Raw genomic sequence first — 19,336 nt, 5'->3', positions numbered from 1 at the left:
GGCGGCGTCCAGGAGGGCGCGTTCAGCGGCGCGGGAGCCGCCGGGGGCGCCGCCGGAGCCGGGGCGGGCGGGGCGGGGGGCGCGGGCGGGGTCACGGCGGCCGGGGCGGGGGCGGGCGGCGGCTCCTCGTCCACGCTGATGCCGAAGTCGGTGGCGAGACCGGCCAGTCCGGAGTCGTACCCCTGGCCCACCGCGCGGAACTTCCAGGCGCCCTGCCGCCGGTACAGCTCGCCGAGCACGAACGCGGTCTCGGTGGTCGCGTCCTCGCTGTTGAAGCGGGCGATCTCGGCACCGCTGTCGGCGTCGGTCAGGCGCACGTGCAGCCCGGGGACCTGGCCGAACGTACCGCCGTCGGCGGAGGCGGCGAGCACCACGGTCTCCACGTCCGCCTCGACGGCGGTCAGGTCGACGGTGAGGCGGTCGGTGACGGCGGTGCCCTGCGGCTGCTTGCCCTCGTACCGGACGGCGCCGGAGGCGTGTCGCGGCTGGTTGTAGAAGACGAAGTCCGCGTCGGACCTGACCCTGCCCCCCGTGAGCAGGAGCGCCGAGGCGTCCACGTCCGGCGTCCCCGCGGACGTGATCCAGCCGATCTCGACGCGGACCGACCGGGCGGGCACCGGGACATTCGCACCTTTGAGCATTGTGGGTTCCTCCGTGGGGCGGCCGTCGTCACGCCGCCTGTTTCGCGGGCATCGCCCACTATGCCATCCCCGCCGAAGACCGTCCGGCCAGGCCCCTGATACAACATCATCAAGGGACGGATCGACGTTTTTTCCGTAATTCTTTCGAATTGGGCACCCAGGGTTCACGCAACCGCTCAAATGACCTTCTGATCGGTCTCCCCAACAACCACATCGTGGGCTTACCTTATGGGCCATGACCTCCCCGCGCCCCTATGGCGGTGCCTACTCCTCACCGTCCTTCGCTGACACCCCGATCTACGACAGGCTGGTGGCCGAGCGGGGAACCCCGCAGATCGCGCCGATCCGGGTCCCAGCCGCCTACGAGTCGCTGGGCTACCAGTCGGCTCCCGCCCCCCAGCCCGCGCTGCCCGCCCTGCCGGCGCTGCCCTCGGGCCCGTCGCACCCGCAGCCGCAGCCCGCCTTCGCGCAGCCCCAGCAGCCGGGCTACGCCGGCTACCAGGCGGCGCCGGTCCGGCAGCCGATGCCGGCGGCGGGACCGCAGGGCCCCGCGCCGTACTTCCCGCAGCAGGCGACCGCCGCCCGGCCCTACCCCGGGCCGCAGGTGCCGCAGGCGCCGGTGCCGCAGCAGATGCGCCCGGCGGCGCCGCGGCCCATGCCGCCGCGCCCGATGCCGGGCGCGTACCCGGGCCAGGCGCAGGCACCGGGCCAGCACCCGGACCCGGCGCAGGCCCACCCGCAGGCCGCCGCCCCGCAGCAGCAGCCGTACCCGTCGCCGGGCTACTGGCAGGAGCAGGGGGCGGGCCACTAGGCTGCTCCGGCCGCCGCCGGGGGTCGCGGCGGTCAGATCTCGACGTCCTCCAGGACGCCCAGGGCGTCCGGGACGAGAACGGCTGCGGAAAAGTAGACGCTGACCAGGTAGGAGATGACGGCCTGCTCGTCGATGCCCATGAAGCGGACGTTGAGGCTGGGCTCGTACTCCTCGGGGATGCCGGTCTGGTGCAGGCCGACGACGCCCTGGTCGTCCTGGCCGGTGCGCATGGCGAGGACCGAGGTGGTGCCGTCCGCGGCCACGGGGATCTTGTCGCAGGGCAGGACGGGGATGCCGCGCCACGCGGTCAGGCGGACGCCGTCGACCTCGGTGTGGCCGGGGTGGACGCCGTGGGCGTTGCACGCGCGGCCGATGGCGGCGACGGCGCGGGGGTGCGCCAGCAGGTAGCGGGTCTTGCGGCGGCGTGAGACGAGGTCGTCCAGGTCGTCGGGGGTCGGGGGCCCGGTGCGGGTGCGGATGCGCTGGCGGAGGTCGGCGTTGTGCAGCAGGCCGAACTCCGGGTTGTTGATCAGCTCGTGCTCCTGCCGCTCGCGCAGCGCCTCGACGGTCAGGCGCAGTTGCTCCTCGACCTGGTTCATCGGCTCGCTGTAGAGGTCCGCGACCCGGGTGTGCACCCGCAGCACGGTCTGCGCGACGCTCAGCTCGTACTCGCGCGGCTCCGGCTCATAGTCCACGAACGTGCCGGGCAGCACCGGCTCGCCGGTGTGCCCGGAGGCCAGCGCGATGTCGGCCTCGCCCCGCTTGTTGCGGCGCGGCGCGGGGCGGGCGGCGACGGCGTCGAGGTGGGCCCGGAGGCCCGGGGCGTCCCGGGCCACCGCGCGCACCGCCGCCAGGGGCAGCGCCAGGACGGTGCAGCGGGTCGTGGCGCGCAGGGTGTGCGGCCAGGCGCCGGGCGGCCCGGCCAGGGCCTCGTCCCCGGCGTGGTCGCCGTCCGCCAGCACGGCGAGGACGGCCTCGCCGCCGTACCGGCCGGGGACGGACCGGCCGACCTTGCCGTGGGCGATCAGGACCACCTCGGTCACGGGCTCCCCCGCGGCGGCGATGACGTCGCCGGGGCCGTACGCGCGCTGGACGCAGGCGTCGGCCAGGGCTTCGAGGGCCACGGGGTCGTCGAAGCCGCCGAGGGCGGGGAGTTCGGTCAGTTCGGCGGGGATCACCCGGACCCGGCTGCCGGTGCTGACGAACTCGACACGTCCGTCACCGAGCGTGTGGGTGAGCCGGCGGTTCACCCGGTAGGTGCCGGCGGAAACCCGCACCCACGGCAGCGCCCTGAGAAGCCACCGGGGTGAGATGCCCTGCATCTGCGGAGGTGTTTTGAGGGTGCTCGCCAGGTTTTTCGCGGCGGCGGTTTCGAGACTGGTCGGGGCGGGATGCGCGGTGGCGTTCACGTGGGGATGCCTTCTGCCGTTGCCGATTCTCCGACTCAGTGGCCGATCTCGACATCCTCGAGAATGCCCAGGGCGTCCGGGACGAGCACGGCGACCGAATAGTAGGCGCTGACGAGATACGAGATGACGGCCTGGTCGTTGATGCCCATGAAACGCACGGACAGGCTCGGCTGGTATTCGTCGGGGATGCCGGTGCGGTGCAGACCGACGACGCCCTGCGCCTTTTCGCCGGTGCGCAGGCACAGGATGGAGCTGGTGCCGGAGGCGGTGACCGGGATCTTGTCGCAGGGCAGCACGGGGACGCCGCGCCAGGCGGGCACCGCGTTCCCGCCCAGGTCCACGCTGCCCGGGTAGAGGCCGCGGGCGTTGCACTCGCGGCCGAACGCGGCGATCGCCCGGGGGTGCGCCAGGATGACGCTGGGTTCCTTCCAGACGGTGGCCAGGAGTTCGTCCAGGTCGTCGGGGGTGGGCGGGCCGCTGCGGGTGTGGATCCGCTGGCCCAGGTCGGCGTTGTGCAGCAGGCCGATCTCGGGGTTGTTGATCAGCTCGTTCTCCTGCCGCTCGCGCAGCGCCTCGATGGTCAGGCGGAGTTGCTCCTCGACCTGGTTCATCGGCTCGTTGTAGAGGTCCGCGACCCGGCTGTGGACCCGGAGCACGGTCTGCGCGACGCTCAGCTCGTACTCGCGCGGCTCCAGTTCGTAGTCCACGAACGTGCCGGGCAGCACCGGCTCGCCCACGTGCCCGGAGGCCAGCTCGATCGCGGACTCGCCGTACGCGTTGCGGCTGCCGGACGGGGTGGCCCGGAACGCCGCCAAGTGGTCGGCCAGGCCCGGCGCGCGGGCCGCGACCGCCTCGACGTCGGCCCGGCGCAGGGTGAGGACGGTGCCGCTGGTGAGGGCGCGCAGGCTGTGCTCCCAGGCGCCGGGGGTCTCCGCGGCGAGCGTCCCGGCCCCGTAGAAGTCGCCGTCGGCCAGCACGCCGTGGTCGGTCTCGGTGTCGTACCGGCCGGCGCCGCGACGGGCGAGCTTGCCGTGGGCGATGAGCACGACACGGTCGGCGGGGGCGCCGGCCTCGACGATGACCTCGCCCGGGGTGAAGTCCCGCTGTTCGCAGGCCGCCGCCAGTTCCTGGAGCACGTCGGGGTCGTCGTACCCGGCGAGCGCGGGCAGTTCGCCCAGTTCGGCGGGGATCACCCGGACCGTGGAGCCGGTCGAGACGAATTCCACGCGCCCGTTTCCGACCGTGTGGGTCAGTCGGCGGTTGACGCGGAACGTGCCGCCCGAAACCTGTACCCAGGGAAGCACTTTGAGCAACCACCGCGAGGTGATGCCCTGCATCTGCGGTGGAGTCTTGGTGGTGGTCGCGAGATTCCGGGCAGCCGCTGTATCGAGGCTCAACCGGGCGTGCGCCGTCTCGTTTCCCGGAGTGGGCTCGGTGGAAGTCGTCATGCCGGACACCCGCCAATCTGCGGTCGGAAATAGGCCATTCGGGGGATCCCGCGGAAGAAGCTAGAGGCTGCCGGAGAGGGCGGGCAATCACTCGAAAGTGGGGGAATCCGGGGATTCCTCCCCGAGGTTGGTGGGTATCACGCGTGAACGTTCCTGCGGGAAGGAACCGACCGTGGCTCGTTACGCACCGTGGGTGACCGCATAGGGTGGAGGCGCACTGGCGCACACGGGGGGCGCGCAGATATGCCGCGGGCGCCGGTGCGTGAAGATCGATCCAGTCATTCCATCAGCCCGCGGCGCGCTACCGTGGAGCGGCCAAGTCCGCGCGGTCGCGTGGGCAGTTCGGCAGGTCTGGGACCAGCAGGTCCGTCGTCGCACGAGGGTTTGGGGCACATCGGTTCCATGTCTAGGGGCTCGGTCCAGGTCACGCACTCCGGAACGACACGCTGGCGGCGCCGGACCGCCGTCTACGGCACGGTCGCCGAGGCCCTGGCCGCCGCCGAGGACGGCGACGTCCTCACCCTGGGCCCGGGGACCTACCGGGAGAACCTGATCATCGAGCAGTCGGTGACCCTGCGCGGCCCGGACGAGGCCAGGGACGGCCAGGCCCGGATCGCCCCCGTCGACGGCGTGCCGCTGACCGTCCGCGGCTCGGCCACCGTCGCCCACCTGCGCGTCGAGGGCCAGGACAAGGGCGTGCCCGCCGTGCTGATCGAGGGCGGCACCCCCGAGCTGTCCTCGCTCCAGGTGCACACCGCCTCCGCCTCGGGCATCGAGGTGCGCGGCGGCGCCCGGCCGACCGTCCGGGGCTGCGTGGTCAGCAACGCGACCGGCACCGGCATCAGCGTCGGGGACGGCGCCGGCGCGCTGTTCGAGGAGTGCCGGGTGCTGGAGTCGGCCCAGCCGGGCGTCAGCGTGCGCGGTCCGGCCCATCTGCGGCTGGAGCGCTGCCGCGTCCAGCGCTCCGGCGGCGCGGGCCTGTCGGTGACCGGGGACGGCAGTGCCGTGGACGCGGTGGACTGCGGCATCGAGGAGATCAACGGCGCGGGCGTGCGGCTCGCCGAACGGGCCACCGCGCACCTGACCGACTGCCGGGTGGGCGACACCACCGGGGACGGCGTCACGCTCGACACGGAGGCGGTGCTGACGCTGACCGACAGCAACGTCTCGGGCGTCCCGGAGAACGCCCTCGACCTGCGGTCGCGTTCGGTGCTGACGCTGGTGCGCACCTCGGTCAGCGGCTTCGGCCGCAACGGCATCTCCGTGTGGGACCCGGGCACCCACGCCGACGCGCACGACAGCGAGATCCACCACTCCGCCGGGGACTACCCGGCGGTGTGGGTGAGCGACGGCGCCACGGCGGTGCTGGAGTCCTGCCGCGTCCACCACGTGCCCGACGCGCTGTTCGTGCTGGACGCCGGGTCGCGGGCGGACGTGGTGGACAGCCAGATCGACGACGTGCGCGGCTCGGCGGTCTCGGTCAGCGACGGCGCCACCGCCCGCATCGACGCGACGCGGATCCAGCGGGTGGGCACCGGGGCGTGGTTCCGGGACGCGGGCAGCGGCGGCTCGGTGACGGGCTGCGCCATCGACCGGGCCAGGACGGGCTTCATCATCACCAAGGACGCGGACCCCGAGGTGGTCGACTGCTCCGTCTCCGGCACCACCGAGGCGGGGGTCTACGTGTCGGCGGGCGGGCGCGGCCGGTTCACGCGCTGCCGGGTGAGCGACTCGGAGGGGTACGGCTTCCACATCATCGACGGGTGCCGCACCGAGCTGAGCCGCTGCCGCACCGAGCGGTGCGCCCGGGGCGGCTACGTGTTCGCCGAGGACAGCCCGGTGCTGACCGACTGCCACAGCGACGAGACGGGCGCGCCGGGCGCGGACGTGCGGCTGAAGACGGACGCCGTGAAGGCCACGGACACGGCCGGTTCCGCCGCCGTGCCGTCGTGGGCGAAGCCGGCGGAGCGGCCCGCCGCGCCGGCCGGGACCGCCGGGGAGCCCGCCGGACCGGGCGGGGAGCACCGCCCGGCGGAGGAGGTGCTGGCGGAGCTGGAGGAGCTGGTCGGCCTGCACACGGTCAAGCGGGAGGTGCGCGCGCTCATCGACATGATCGAGGTGGGCCGCCGCCGCAAGCAGGCCGGGCTGAAGGCCGCCTCGGTCCGCCGCCACCTGGTGTTCACCGGCTCCCCCGGCACCGGAAAGACCACGGTGGCCCGGCTCTACGGGCAGATCCTGGCCTCCCTCGGCGTCCTGGAGCGCGGGCACCTGGTGGAGGTGTCCCGGGTGGACCTGGTGGGCGAGCACATCGGCTCGACGGCGATCCGCACCCAGGAGGCGTTCGAACGGGCGCGGGGCGGCGTGCTGTTCATCGACGAGGCGTACGCCCTGTCGCCCGAGGACGCGGGCCGTGACTTCGGCCGTGAGGCGATCGACACGCTGGTGAAGCTGATGGAGGACCACCGCGACGCCGTGGTGGTGATCGTCGCCGGGTACACCGCCGAGATGGAGCGCTTCCTGGCCGTCAACCCGGGGATCGCCTCCCGCTTCTCGCGGACCATCACGTTCGGGGACTACTCCCCGGAGGAGCTGCTGAGCATCGTCGACCAGCAGGCGCGCGAGCACGAGTACGACCTCGGCGAGGGCACCAGGGAGGCGCTGCTGAAGCACTTCGCGGCGATGGACCGCGGCCCCTCGTTCGGCAACGGCAGGACGGCCCGCCAGACGTTCGAGGCCATGGTGGAACGCCACGCGGGCCGGGTGGCGCGGGTGGCGGACCCCAGCACGGAGGAGCTGACGCTGCTCCACCCCGAGGACCTGCCGACGCTGCCCTAGGGTCCGGTGCTCCCCGCGGCGCCCCGCCGGGCGGGGACCGTCGGGGACGCCTCGGGCCCGGTCGCGGCGACGCGGTCGAAGAGCGCCGCGCGCTCCGCACCGAACGCCGGGTCGGCGGCGTAGTCGGCGTGGCCGAGGATCGGCTCGGGCAGCGGGCGCCGCGGGGTCCGCCCGTAGTGCAGCGGGTCGGCCAGCGGCCCGAGGTCCACCGCGGGAGCGCCGTCGACGGCGGCCACACCGACCGGGCCGCCGATCGGGTCGGTGTCGCGCCACAGGTTCCGCCAGCGCGGCATGTCCCGGTGCAGGGCGGCCAGCGCCCGGGGCCCGAAGTACGCCGGGAACCACCGCCCGTACAGCCGGGCCAGCGGCGAGCCGTGGGTGAGCAGCCCGATCCGGGCGCGGGTGGCGGCGTCGAGCTGCCAGACGGCGGCGGCGGCGAGCACACTGCCCTGGGAGTGACCGGAGATGACGAGCCGGCCGCGGGTGGCCTCCGCCCAGGTGGCCATCCGCCACGACAGGTCGGGCACCGCCCGCTCGGCGTAGCAGGGGGGCGCGAACGGGTGCGCGGCGCGCGGCCAGAAGGTGCCGACGTCCCACAGGATGCCCACGGTGCGGCGGGCCGAGGCGTCCCGGTAGGCCCAGCGGCCCAGGGCCAGCACCAGCAGCACCCCGGCGCCCAGCAGCCACGAGCCCAGCTCCTGGCAGGCGTCGGCGAGCCAGGACACGGCGGCGGGCCCGTCGTCCAGCGCCCGGGACGGCGTGTCGCCCGTCGCGGAACCGGCCGCCGCCACCACGCCGAGGACCAGGGCCGTCCCGGTGAGCAGGCCGATCAGCAGGGACACACGGTCGGTCAGCCGGGCGAGCGCGATCGCCGAGGCGATGGCGCGGCTGCGCTCCCGGAGCGGCTCGACCTGCTCGTCCGGGTACCGCCCGGTGATCCCGGGCGCCAGGCGGCGGGCCTCGCGGAACGCGTGGACCAGCGCCGCGACGGCGAGGACCAGCACGACGGCCAGCAGCGGGGGGATGACGGCGGCGGCCCAGGTCAGCACGATCGGCGGCCCGGCGATCACCGCGCCGGGCTCGCCGGGCACGGCGGCCGGGTCCAGCCAGTCGGCCACACGCTGGGCGACGCCCGCGGTGAGGATGCCGCCGAGGCCGCAGGCGAGCACGGCCACGCAGGCTCCGCCCAGTCCGTGCAGCGCGCCCCGGTCCTCCCGGGGCGCCCGCCGGTGCATCCGGTGCGCCGCCAGGGCGAGCCCGACGATCAGCACCACCTGGACGAGCATGAGGACGGGGAAGACGCCCGCGGCGCCCGGCAGGCGCCCGGCCGCCTCCCAGCCGGGGCGGTCCCAGGCGGCGTGCGCCAGGACCAGGCCCAGCAGGGCCAGCGCCCCCCAGGGCAGCGCCCGCGCGGCGGGCGGTTCGGGCCGTTCGTCGGGCTCCTCCTCGGTGCGGCCGTGCCGTAACTGCTGGACGGTGACCACGGCCCACGCGGCGGCCGTGACGGCGGTCAGCAGCCAGCCGGCCGCCTGGGTCCCCGTGCCGCCGTCCGGGCCCCGGTCGTACTCGCCGGTGGCGACCAGCAGCGCGGTGGCCACGGTCAGCAGCCCGGCGGCGGTGTGCGTGGCGCGCAGCCGGGCGACCAGGCCGCGGCCGTACCAGAACCCGGGCAGGCTCAGCGTCGCGTGGTCCCCGCCGTCGGGGCGGGGGCGGGGCGGCGGCGAGGCCGACTCGTAGGCGCTCCAGGTGCGGTACGACAGCCACCACAGCAGGACGACGAGCCCCGCCGGGAGCAGGGCGGCCAGCGCGAGGCGCCGGCCCGGCCGGGACCACCAGCCCTCGCCGGGCCCGAACGGCTCGATCCACGCGGTGTCGGCGGCACAGGCGGCGGAGCCCGCGCACTGCCAGGCGACCAGGTCGAGGGAGACGGCGCAGACCCCGGCGACGAACAGCACGGTCAGCGAGAGGGCGAGCAGGCGCAGAAGGACGTCGTGGACCGTGTGCGACCGGCGCGCGCCGCGCGAGGGCGGGCGCATCCAGTGGGCCAGGTTGACGATCATGAACGGCAGGAGCAGCAGCCACAGGACGCGGGAGGCGTCGCCCGAGGTGAGGTTGCACCAGCAGTACGCCTCGCGCAGCGGGGTGCGGTCGTCCCAGGGGCGGTCCTCCAGGTCGTCCGTGCGGCGGTGGATGCTGGCGGTGTCGTCGCCGGTGACGCGCGTGACCCGGGGATCGCCCAGCATCTCCCCCGCGGTCGTGCCGCCGACGCCGTGCACCAGCAGCTCCATCGCGGGCTCGGGCGGGTGGTCCGCGCCGCCCGCCGTCCCGGTGCCGCCTCCCGGCCGCGCGCCCGGCCGTGCGATGCCCTCGATGGCCATCGGTTCGTCCCCCTGTTCCGCCGTCCGGACCCGCCCCGCGCAGTGTCTCCCCTGTCCCCCTCATCTCCGCCCGCGGGGCTCCCGAACCGCGGTCGCCCGAGGGGAATCGGGGCATGCGAGGATGCAGCCCGGCATGGGGAGGAGGCCCGTGAGCGACAACCAGAACCTGCTGGCGGGACAGCGGCGGGCGCTGATCCTGGAGGAGGTGCGCCGCCGCGGGGGGATCCGGGTCAGCGAGCTGACGCGCATGCTCCAGGTGTCGGACATGACGGTCCGCCGCGACCTGGACGTGCTGGCGCGGCAGGGCGCGCTGGAGAAGGTGCACGGCGGTGCGGTGCCGGTCGGTGAACAGCGCACGCACGAGCCGGGGTTCGAGGCGAAGTCGGCCCTGGAGACGACCGCGAAGCACGACATCGCGCGGGCCGCGGCGGGGCTGGTCGTGCCGGGGAGCGCGGTGGCGCTGTCGGGCGGCACGACGACGTTCGCGGTGGCGCACCGGCTGCTCGACGTGCCGGACCTGACGGTGGTGACCAACTCGGTGCGGGTGGCCGACGTGTTCCACGATGCCCGGCGGGCGGCCGGGAACGCCGGCGGCCCCGGGGGCGGGCATGCCGGGCACGCGGCGACGGTGGTGCTGACGGGCGGCGTGCGGACGCCGTCGGACGCGCTGGTGGGGCCGGTGGCGGACGCGGCGATCGGCTCGCTCCGCTTCGACCTGCTGTTCCTCGGGGTGCACGGGATCACGGTGGAGGCGGGCCTGTCGACGCCGAATCTGGCCGAGGCGGAGACCAACCGGCACTTCATCCGCTCGGCACGGCGCGTGGTGGTCGTGGCCGACCACACCAAGTGGGGGACGACGGGCCTGAGTTCGTTCGCCTCGCTGGACGAGGTGGACACCCTGGTCACGGACTCCGGGCTGCCGGAGGCGGACCGGGAGGAACTGGCGCGGCTCCTTCCGGAGCTGGTGATCGCGGGCAACGGCGACACGCCGGACCAGCACATCATGTGACGCCACCCCCAAAGCGGGGCGAGGTGCCATAATCCGGACACTTTCCCGTCGGTCGCGCACAGAATGCGGTGAGCCCCATGGTGATCAGCCCTCGCGAAGCCCCCAGTCCGCACCGCACGGTGGAGTTCCCCGCGAGCCCGGCCGCCTCCACCGAGGCGTGCCGGGCCGCGTCGGCCCATCTGCGGGCCTGGCGGCTGCCGCAGCTCGCCGACGCGGTCGCGGACCGGGTCGGCGGGCTCCTCGCGGACGTGCGCCGCGACACCGGCCCGGAGCAGCCGTGCACGGTCGAGGTGACGCTGCTGTGGGACCGGCTCGCGGTCTCCGTGCGGGCGGTGGGGCTCCCCGCCCACCACGTGCCGGCCGTGGCCGCCGTCCGCGACAGCGGCGGGGCCCGGGCCCACCAGGACGAGCACGGCAGAACGGTGTGGTTCACGCTGCCCGTCCCCTATCCCCCGACGCCGCCCGAGGCGCACGCCGTCCGTCTCCCCTGGGCCGCGCACGCCTGAGCGCGGCGCGCGGCGCTCAGGCGCCGTTCTCCTTCAGGACGGCCAGCCGTGCGCGGTACTCCTCCTCCTCGATCTCCCCGGCGGCGAAGCGCCTGCCGAGCAGCCCGGCGGGCGTCTCGCGGCCGGGCTGCTCGTCGTGCCGCGCCCGGCGCCCGGCGAAGCGGCGCAGCAGCACGACGGCGCCGACCGCCACCGCCGCCCAGACCAGCGGGAACAGCAGGAACCACGGTTCGGGTCCCTCGTCGTGGAAGCCCTGGGCCAGAAGCTCCATGGGTGCTCAACTCCTCGTCTCTCTGTCGGTGCCCGGTGTCCCTGTCGAGCCTCCTCGCGGGCGGGCGCCGCGTCGTCGTCCGCGCGGTGGCTTCGGGCCTGCTCCGCGCGGAGTAAGCGGCGGCGGGCCGGGGCGCTGTCAGTGGTGGCTGCCAGACTCGGCCGCATGGGCAGATGGGCGCTGGCGGAGTACGCCGACGGCTCGGCACGGGTGTGCCCGCTGGACGACGAGGGCAGGCCGGCGGGGCCCGCGGTGACCGAGCCGGACGCCGTCGCGGCGGTGCGCGCCAGGTCGGGAGTGGCGCGCTGGGTGTGGCGGTCGACGTCGGCGGTCTGTCCGCGGCTGCTGGCGGCCGGGCTGCGGGTGGAGCGGTGCTACGACGTGGAGGCGGCGGAGGCGCTGCTGCTGGGCCACGAGGGGGCGTACGGGCTGCCGCGGTCGCTCGGCGCGGCGTTCGCCCGGCTGCGCGGACTGCCGGTGCCCGAGGATCCGCCGCAGGCCGCGCCGGACTCGGCGCAGCCGTCGCTGTTCGGCACGGGCCCCGTGCCGCTGCCGGGGGACGCGGATCCGCTCGACGCGCTGCTGGAGGTGTACGCCGGGCAGCTCGCCCGGGCCGGCTTCGCCACGCACCCGGACCGGATGCGGCTGCTGCTGGCGGCGGAGTCGGCCGGGACGCTGGTCGCGGCCGAGATGGGCCGGGCCGGGCTGCCCTGGCGGGCGGACGTCCACCGCCGGGTGCTGGACGAGCTGCTGGGCGAGCGGTTCCCGGGCGGGGCGCCGCCCCGGCGGCTGGCGGAGCTGGCGGAGCGGGTGTCGGCGGCCTTCGGCGAGGGGGTGCGGGTCCGGCCGGACCTGCCCGCCGACATCATCCGGGCCTTCTCCCGCGCGGGCATCAAGCTGACGTCCACCCGGGCCTGGGAGCTGCGCGGGATCGACCACCCGGCGGTGGAGCCGCTGCTGGAGTACAAGCGGCTGTACCGGATCCACACGGCGCACGGCTGGTCGTGGCTGCGGTCCTGGGTGCGGGACGGCCGGTTCCGCACGGAGTACGTGCCGGGCGGCACGGCGTCCGGCCGCTGGACCACCAACGGCGGCGGCGCCCTGCAGATCCCGCGGGTGGTGCGCCGGGCGGTGGTGGCCGACCCGGGCTGGCGGCTGGTGGTGGCGGACGCGGACCAGCTGGAGCCCCGCGTGCTCGCCGCGATCTCACGGGACCCGGGCCTGATGGCGGCGGCGGGCGGCGCGGGCGACCTGTACGCGGCGCTGTCCCACCGGGGCTTCGCGGGCGACCGGGCGGCGGCCAAGCTGGCGCTGCTCGGCGCGATCTACGGGCAGACCTCGGGTGACGGCCTGAAGCACCTGGCGGACCTGCGGCGCCGCTTCCCGGCGGCGGTGGCGTACGTGGACGAGGCGGCCAGGGCGGGCGAGGAGGGCCGCCTGGTGCGCACCTGGCTGGGCCGCACGTCCCCGCCGGGCGCGGCGGGCGCGGCGGACGGGACGGACCCGTCGGCCCGGGCCAGGGGCCGCTTCACGCGGAACTTCGTGGTCCAGGGCAGCGCGGCGGAGTGGGCCCTGCTGATGCTGGCGGCCCTGCGGGCGCTGCTCCGCGGCATGCGCGCGGAGCTGGTGTTCTTCCAGCACGACGAGGTGATCGTGCACTGCCCCGAGGAGGAGACGGCGGCGGTCACCGAGGCGATCCACACGGCGGGCGAGGCAGCTGGCCGCCTCACCTTCGGCACGACCCCCACCCGCTTCCCCTTCACCACGGCGACGGTGGAGTGCTACGCCGACGCGAAATGACCCCCGGCACCCACACCACGCACCCCCGAGCCCGGCGGGCCGGGCTCCCACCCCGGCCGGAGAGGGCGGGCGGCGTCTCCGGCTCGTCCGGGTCCGAGGCTGCCGGGTTGGGCACCGGCCCGAGGAGAAGCCGGGCAGGCCGGAAACCCACCGCCCGGGGCCGGACCCCGGACCCGCGGGCAGGGAGACGGCGTGGACGGGCCCGGCAGGGCCCAGCCGCCCGGGACGGGAAACCACCAGCCCACGGCCGAACCCGGCCACCACCCCAGCCGGACCCCGGCCCACAGGCGCGGAAAGAGACCCGAACGGCCCGATGCCGCCCCGGCCGGCCAAGGGGAGCAGCCACCGGCACGCCCGGGCGGGTGGGGAAGGGCCCCCGTCAGGTGATGTAGCCGGCGGGGGTGTCCGTGGCCGGGCCGAAGCCCTCGGCGACCTGGCGGGCCGCTGCCGCGAGGCGGGTCGTCGCCTCCTCCGCCACCGGGCCGCTCACCGTGAAGGGGATCCGTACGTAGCCCTCGAACGCGCCGTCCAGCCCGAAGCGGGGGCCGGACGGGACGCACACACCCAGGCGTTCGCCCGCCTCCGCGATCCGGGAGCCCGACAGGCCGCCGGTGCGCACCCACAGGGTCAGGCCGCCGCGCGGCACGGCGAACTCCCAGTCCGGCAGGTGCCGCCGCAGCGCCCGGACGACCGTCTCGCGGCTGTCGCGGATCTCCGTCCGCCGCTGGACGACCGCCTCCTGCCAGCCGCCCGACGTCATCAGCCAGGACACCGCGAGCTGTTCGAGCACCGGGCTGCCCAGGTCGGCATAGGCGCGGGCGGCGACCAGGCTGCGGATCACCTCCGGGGCCGCCCTGACCCAGCCGATGCGCAGCCCCGCCCAGAACGTCTTGCTCGCGGAACCGACCGTCACGACGCTCGAGCCGCCGTGGTCGAAGGCGCAGACCGGCCGCGGCTCGGCGCCGGGCTCGACGTCGAGGGCGAGGTCCACCATGGTCTCGTCCACGACCAGCACCGTGCCGGCGGCCCGGGTGGCGGCGACCAGCTCGCGGCGCTGCTCCTCGTCGGCCAGGGCCCCGGTCGGGTTGTGGAAGTCGGCCACCACGTACGCCAGGCGCGGCGACGCCTCCCGCAGCACGCGCCGCCAGGCGGCCAGGTCCCATCCCCGCAGTCCCGGGGCCATGGCGACCGGCACCAGGCGGGCGCCCGCGTCGCGCATGAGCTGCAGGACGTTGGCGTAGGAGGGGTGCTCGACGGCGACCCGTTCGCCGCGCGGGGCGAAGAGGCGGCAGATCGCGGCCACCGCGCCCATCGCGCCCGTGGTGATCATGATCTGCTCCGGCCGTGTCGGCACGCCGCGCGCCGTGTAGCGGTCGGCCAGCGCCTGGCGCAGCTCCAGCAGCCCGGCCGGGAAGTCGCCGTGGGTGCGGGCGGCGGGCGGCAGGGCCTCCAGGGCCGCCTGGAAGGCGCGCGTGAGCCACGGCTCCGGGGCGGGCAGGGCGGCGCAGCCGAGGTCGAGCATCGAGCCCGCGGCCTCCGGCGGCAGCGGCTTCAGGCCGCGGGTGGGCAGCGGGCGGCCGGGCGGCACGGCCGTCCAGCTCCCCGAGCCGCGCCGCGACTCCAGGAAGCCGTCGGCGCGCAGCGCCTCGAACGCGGCGGCGACGGTGGTGCGGCTGACGGAGAGCGCTCCGGCCAGCTCCCGTTCCGCCGGCAGCCGGGCGGCCACCGGGACGCGGCCCTCCAGCACCAGCAGGCGCACACCGTCGGCGAGCGCGCGGTACGCGGGGGTACGCCGGGCGCCGGGCCCGCGCTCGTAGCCGTCCCGGGAGCCGAGCAGCCGCGCGAGCTGGACCGCACCGACGGTCGAGGTCCACTGGGGCATGATTCGGGGCCACCCTTCCCGGATTGGCCGTGGCACGGCCGGATCTCCGGGCCACAGAGTGGCACGCGGCAGGCCACTTCCGCCAGAGAGGGGTCCCCATGGAACGGTTGCCGCGGCGTCTCGCCCAGCTCTACGGGGGGCTGGTGCTGTACGGGTTCAGCGGTGCGCTGCTGGTGCGGGCCGGGCTCGGCCTCGACCCGTGGGACGTGTTCCACCAGGGGGCCGCCGAACGCTCCGGCCTGTCGATGGGGATGGTGCTGAACCTGACCGGCCTGCTGGTGCTGCTGCTGTGGATACCGCTGCGCCAGCGCCCCGGGCTCGGCACGGTGTCGAACGTGCTGGTCATCGGCACCGCGATGGACCTCACCCTCGCCGTCGTCCCGGCCGTGCACGCCCCGGCCGCGCGGATCCCGCTCATGCTGGGCGCGGTGGTGCTCAACGGGGCGGCGACGGGCCTCTACCTCGCCGCCGGGTTCGGCCCCGGGCCGCGCGACGGGCTGATGACCGGGCTGCACCGCGTCACGGGCCGGTCCCTGCGCGCGGTGCGGACGGGGATCGAGCTGCTGGTCCTGGGGGCCGGCGTGCTGCTGGGCGGCACGGCCGGGGTGGGGACCGCGGTCTACGCGCTGGCGATCGGTCCGCTGACCCAGAAGTTCCTGAACGTGTTCGCGATCAGGGACGCGGAATCCGGAATGGATTTCGATGACCGGCGAAGGCGGGGTATTCTACGCCCTTGGTCCCGCCGGATGGACCGTTACCCCGAGCCATCCTGTGCGGACGCCGGGTGACATCTCCTGTCAGATGTGACAAACCGGACGCCGGTGGGTACTAATCGGAGCGGTACGACGGACGACGCATGACCTGCAACGGGAATCTTCACCGCCGACCGGACGTTGACCAGAGCGATGATGACAGCGACACCTGTCCTGTGGGCGACCAGCCCGGGAGGCACGATTCATGAGTGAGCGAGCTCTACGCGGCACGCGGCTCGTGGTGACCAGCTACGAGACGGACCGCGGTATCGACCTCGCGCCGCGTCAGGCGGTGGAGTACGCATGCCGGAACGGGCATCGGTTCGAGATGCCGTTCTCGGTCGAGGCCGAGATCCCGCCGGAATGGGAGTGCAAGGTATGCGGCTCCCAGGCCCTGTTGGTGGACGGCGAGGGCCCGGAGGAGAAGAAGGGCAAGCCCGCGCGCACGCACTGGGACATGCTCATGGAGCGCCGTACCCGTGAGGAGCTCGAGGAGGTGCTGGCCGAGCGGCTGGCCGTCCTGCGCTCCGGGGCCATGAACATCGCGGTGCATCCGCGCGACAGCCGGAAGACGGCGTAGCGGAGCGTCAACGACGAATGACGAATGAGGGCTCGGGTCACCTCGCGTGACCCGGTCCCTCTTTTGTTGTTTCCGGTGCCCGCGCGCCTGTCAGGGGCGCTCGTCGTCGTCCTCGCGGACGACCTCGCCGCGCACGACGCGGCCGTCCGGGCGGTCGGCCCGCATCCGCTGCCGCGCCGCCCTGGCCTCGTCGAACGCCACGCCGAACGGTCCGGAGCGCCGCCGGACGTAGCGCGCGCCCGCGCCGCGCAGCACCGCCGCCGTGGGCGGGAAGACACAGAGCAGCCCGAGCACGTCCGAGGCGAGGCCGGGCAGCATCAGCAGCAGCCCGCCCAGCATGGTCAGCCCGTCGCCGCCGCCCCGCGCCCGCGGCTCGACCGCGCCCGGGTCACCGGTCCGCAGGCCCTCGCTCAGCCGCCGCCAGGCACGCCGCCCGGCCCGCTTGACCACCGCGGCGCCCAGCACGAAGGCCGCCACCAGCAGCACGAAGACCGTCCCGCCGCCCGCGGCCTGCCCGACCGTGATCAGCAGCCAGATCTCCAGCAGCGCCCAGCCCGCCACCGCCAGGGGCAGCAGGGCGAGGGGGCCGCGCCCGCGGGGTGACCGCCGGAGCCGGGAGGGGTGAGCACCGCTCGTCATGCCTCAAGTGTGCCTGGTGCCGGTGAGTTTTCCGAAGCGGGCGGCCAGCCCCCAGGCGGTGACCCGCCACAGCGCCTCGACCACGATGTCCCGGCTCATCTTGGAGTCGCCGTGCTCCCGCTCCACGAAGGTGATGGGCACCTCCGCGACCCGGTGGCCGGCCCGGATCACACGGTGCAGCAGGTCCACCTGGAAGCAGTACCCCTTCGAGGCCACGTCCGTCAGCAGCTCGCTGTCCAGCACATGGCCGCGGAAGGCGCGGAACCCGCCGGTGACGTCGCGCACGGGCAGCCCCAGCAGCAGCCGGGAGTACGCGCTGCCGCCGCGCGAGAGCAGCTCGCGGTACCGGGGCCAGTTGACGATCCGGCCGCCGGGGACCCAGCGGGAGCCGAGCACGAGGTCGGCGTCGTCCAGTGCGGCGAGCAGCCGGGGCAGCTCCTCGGGCCGGTGGGAGCCGTCGCCGTCCATCTCCACCAGCACGTCGTAGCCGCGGGCCAGGCCCCAGCGGAAGCCGGCCACGTAGGCGGCGCCGAGGCCCTCCTTGCCGGGCCGGTGCAGCACGTACACGTGGTCGTCGGCCTCGGCGATCTCGTCGGCGATCTTGCCGGTGCCGTCGGGGCTGTTGTCGTCGGCCACGAGGACGTCGCAGTCCGGGACGGCGGCGCGCAGCCGTCCGATCAGCGGGGGCACGTTGTCGGCCTCGTTGTAGGTGGGGACGATCACCAGGACTCTCATGCGGCGGCCCTTCCGCGCTCTCCGCGCTCCGCGCGCCCGCGCCGCGGCGCCCGGCGGTCGCGGCGGTCCCGGACGGCGATCCCGGCCCAGGCCAGCAGGCCGAGCCCGGCCAGTGCCCACTCCGGCGCGGCGCCCACGCGGTCCGCGACGGTCCGGCCGTCCCGCAGCGGCAGCTCGGCGGTCAGGACGTCCCGGGTGAACTCCTCGGTCTGCTGCTCGATGTCGCCGTCCGGGGCGACGACGGCGCTGATGCCGCTGGTCGCGGCCGTGACGACGGCCCGGCCGTGCTCGACGGCACGCAGCCGGGACATGGCGAGCTGCTGCTCGGGCTGGCCGGTGCGGCCGTAGGTGGCGTTGTTGGTCTGCACGATCAGCGCGCGGGCGCCGTCGTTGACGGTGTCCCGCATGATGCCGTCGTAGGCGACCTCGAAGCAGATGACGTCGCCGAGCCGGGCCGGGCCGATGTCCAGGACGCCGGTGCCCTCGCCGGGCGAGAAGTCGCGCGGCACCCGCTCCAGACGGCTGATCACCTGGCCGAGCTGCTCGCGGAAGGGCACGTACTCACCGAACGGCACCGGGTGCTGCTTGGTGTACGAGTCGCCGGGGCCGGTCTCGGGGTCCCAGACGATGCCCTGGTTCTCCACGTAGCCCTCCTTGGTGGGGTGGTCCACCACCGCGCCGACCAGGATCGGCACGCCGACGGCGGCCACCGCGCGCTCGATCGCGGCGCGCGCCTCGCCGTCGCGGAAGGGGTCGAGGTCCGAGGAGTTCTCCGGCCAGATCACGATGTCGGGGCGCTCGACGCGGCCCGCGTCGATGTCCTCGGCCAGTTCCAGGGTCGCGTCGACGTGGTTGTCGAGGATCATCATCGGGCGGCCGAGGAAGTCCATGCCGGGCTGCTGCACGTTGCCCTGGACCACGGCGATGGACACCGTGTCGTCGGCGGCGGTCGGCACCGGTACGGCGTACCCGGCCGCCGTGACGGCGGCGGCCAGGCCCACCGCGCCGACGGCGGGCAGGACGGCGCGGGCGGTGGCGGAACGTCCCTCCCGGGCGGCGCGGACGGCGGCGGCCGACCGGAGCGCGGCCCCGGCCAGCAGGGCGCCGGTCAGCGCCACGGCGAAGGTCACCAGCGGCGCGCCGCCGAGCGCGGCCAGCGGGGTGAACGGCGTGTCGGTGTTGGCGAAGGCCAGGCGTCCCCAGGGGAATCCGCCGAACGGGACCCGGTCCCTGGCCCACTCCTGGGCGACCCACAGGCACGCCGCCCACAGCGGCCGGCCCGGCAGCCGCGAGGTGACGGCCAGCCCGGCGCCCAGCGGCGCGAAGAACAGCGCCTCCACCAGGGACAGGCCCACGACCGCGTCCCAGCCGATGACGTGCAGCCACTTCAGCAGCCCGACGAAGAACGGCAGCCCCAGCGCGAGGCCCAGCCAGGCGCCCTGCCGCGCGGTCCGGCCGCGGGTGAGCACGGAGAGCGCGGCGACCGAGACCAGCGACAGCGGCCACAGGTCGTAGGGCGGGAAGGCGGCGACCAGGGCGAGCCCGGCGACCGCGGCGGCCAGGCCCGCGCGCCAGTGCCGCCGCGCGCCGGCCGCCGCGCGGCGCAGCCGGCCGGGGCGGCGGCCGGCGGGCGGGGCGGG

General features: G+C 75.3%; 16 protein-coding genes. 7 read left to right on the top strand and 9 right to left on the bottom strand.

The genetic code is table 11. The features are described from left to right. Positions 1-641, bottom strand: a 641-nt coding sequence (locus tag ACSNOC_RS22615) for a TerD family protein (protein ID WP_436749378.1), incomplete at its 3' end; no start/stop codon positions are given. Positions 642-876: 235 nt separating this feature from the next. Between ACSNOC_RS22615 and ACSNOC_RS22610 the strand changes: the two genes are divergently transcribed. Next, a complete protein-coding gene (locus ACSNOC_RS22610; protein ID WP_436749377.1) occupies positions 877-1,452 on the top strand; it encodes a DUF6643 family protein in 576 nt (191 codons plus the stop codon). Positions 1,453-1,484: 32 nt separating this feature from the next. On the opposite strand, the gene ACSNOC_RS22605 is transcribed toward ACSNOC_RS22610, so the two are convergent. Together ACSNOC_RS22605 and ACSNOC_RS22600 are read right to left on the bottom strand one after the other, a co-directional pair. Then, positions 1,485-2,861 carry a family 2B encapsulin nanocompartment shell protein gene (locus ACSNOC_RS22605; protein ID WP_436749376.1) on the bottom strand — a complete coding sequence of 459 codons (1,377 nt, stop codon included), beginning with the start codon at positions 2,859-2,861 and terminating at the stop codon, positions 1,485-1,487. A gap of 35 nt (positions 2,862-2,896) precedes the next feature. After that, on the bottom strand, positions 2,897-4,309 hold the full coding sequence (locus tag ACSNOC_RS22600; protein WP_436749375.1) for a family 2B encapsulin nanocompartment shell protein: 1,413 nt from the start codon (positions 4,307-4,309) through the stop codon (positions 2,897-2,899). Positions 4,310-4,711: 402 nt separating this feature from the next. Here ACSNOC_RS22600 and ACSNOC_RS22595 point away from each other — a divergent pair, with 402 nt between their 5' ends. Then, on the top strand, positions 4,712-7,144 hold the full coding sequence (locus tag ACSNOC_RS22595; RefSeq protein ID WP_436749374.1) for a right-handed parallel beta-helix repeat-containing protein: 2,433 nt from the start codon (positions 4,712-4,714) through the stop codon (positions 7,142-7,144). On the opposite strand, the gene ACSNOC_RS22590 is transcribed toward ACSNOC_RS22595, so the two are convergent. Beyond that, entirely contained in the window at positions 7,141-9,522 is a 2,382-nt protein-coding gene (locus tag ACSNOC_RS22590; protein WP_436749373.1) for a hypothetical protein, read from the bottom strand. The genes ACSNOC_RS22595 and ACSNOC_RS22590 overlap by 4 nt on opposite strands. Before the next feature lie 148 nt (positions 9,523-9,670). On the opposite strand from ACSNOC_RS22590, the gene ACSNOC_RS22585 reads away from it, so the two are divergent. Together ACSNOC_RS22585 and ACSNOC_RS22580 are read left to right on the top strand one after the other, a co-directional pair. Then, on the top strand, positions 9,671-10,531 hold the full coding sequence (locus tag ACSNOC_RS22585) for a DeoR/GlpR family DNA-binding transcription regulator (RefSeq protein ID WP_436749372.1): 861 nt from the start codon (positions 9,671-9,673) through the stop codon (positions 10,529-10,531). 77 nt (positions 10,532-10,608) lie between these two features. Further along, positions 10,609-11,037 (top strand): hypothetical protein, encoded by a 429-nt coding sequence (locus ACSNOC_RS22580; RefSeq protein ID WP_436749371.1) that lies wholly within the window; start codon positions 10,609-10,611, stop codon positions 11,035-11,037. 16 nt (positions 11,038-11,053) lie between these two features. Here the strand turns inward: ACSNOC_RS22580 and ACSNOC_RS22575 are convergent, their stop codons facing one another. Further along, on the bottom strand, positions 11,054-11,308 hold the full coding sequence (locus ACSNOC_RS22575) for an SHOCT domain-containing protein (protein WP_436749370.1): 255 nt from the start codon (positions 11,306-11,308) through the stop codon (positions 11,054-11,056). Positions 11,309-11,473: 165 nt separating this feature from the next. Between ACSNOC_RS22575 and ACSNOC_RS22570 the strand changes: the two genes are divergently transcribed. After that, the gene (locus tag ACSNOC_RS22570; RefSeq protein ID WP_436749369.1) at positions 11,474-13,108 is read left to right on the top strand and encodes a bifunctional 3'-5' exonuclease/DNA polymerase; all 1,635 of its coding nucleotides are present in this window, start codon (positions 11,474-11,476) and stop codon (positions 13,106-13,108) included. Positions 13,109-13,487: 379 nt separating this feature from the next. Here the strand turns inward: ACSNOC_RS22570 and ACSNOC_RS22565 are convergent, their stop codons facing one another. Continuing rightward, a complete protein-coding gene (locus ACSNOC_RS22565; RefSeq protein WP_436749368.1) occupies positions 13,488-14,990 on the bottom strand; it encodes a PLP-dependent aminotransferase family protein in 1,503 nt (500 codons plus the stop codon). Positions 14,991-15,088: 98 nt separating this feature from the next. Between ACSNOC_RS22565 and ACSNOC_RS22560 the strand changes: the two genes are divergently transcribed. Together ACSNOC_RS22560 and ACSNOC_RS22555 are read left to right on the top strand one after the other, a co-directional pair. Next, complete coding sequence (locus ACSNOC_RS22560) at positions 15,089-15,778, top strand: YczE/YyaS/YitT family protein (protein ID WP_436749367.1); 690 nt, start codon at positions 15,089-15,091, stop codon at positions 15,776-15,778. 169 nt (positions 15,779-15,947) lie between these two features. After that, positions 15,948-16,322, top strand: coding sequence for an RNA polymerase-binding protein RbpA (locus ACSNOC_RS22555; protein WP_311704896.1), 375 nt, complete (start codon positions 15,948-15,950; stop codon positions 16,320-16,322). A 90-nt stretch (positions 16,323-16,412) separates the two neighbouring features. Here ACSNOC_RS22555 and fxsA read toward each other — a convergent pair whose 3' ends face one another. From fxsA to lnt, 3 genes are all read right to left on the bottom strand, one after another. Beyond that, complete coding sequence (gene fxsA, locus ACSNOC_RS22550; RefSeq protein ID WP_436749366.1) at positions 16,413-16,961, bottom strand: FxsA family membrane protein; 549 nt, start codon at positions 16,959-16,961, stop codon at positions 16,413-16,415. 3 nt (positions 16,962-16,964) lie between these two features. Next, complete coding sequence (locus ACSNOC_RS22545; RefSeq protein WP_436749365.1) at positions 16,965-17,696, bottom strand: polyprenol monophosphomannose synthase; 732 nt, start codon at positions 17,694-17,696, stop codon at positions 16,965-16,967. Beyond that, the coding region (gene lnt, locus ACSNOC_RS22540) for an apolipoprotein N-acyltransferase (RefSeq protein ID WP_436749364.1) at positions 17,693-19,336 on the bottom strand (1,644 nt) is incomplete at its 5' end. The genes ACSNOC_RS22545 and lnt, both read right to left, overlap by 4 nt.

The organism is Streptomyces sp. URMC 129 (assembly GCF_051386415.1).
Taxonomy (GTDB): domain Bacteria; phylum Actinomycetota; class Actinomycetes; order Streptomycetales; family Streptomycetaceae; genus Streptomyces.
The sequence above is the reverse complement of the archived record's forward strand: the minus strand, read 5'-3'. Positions and strand labels throughout refer to the sequence as shown.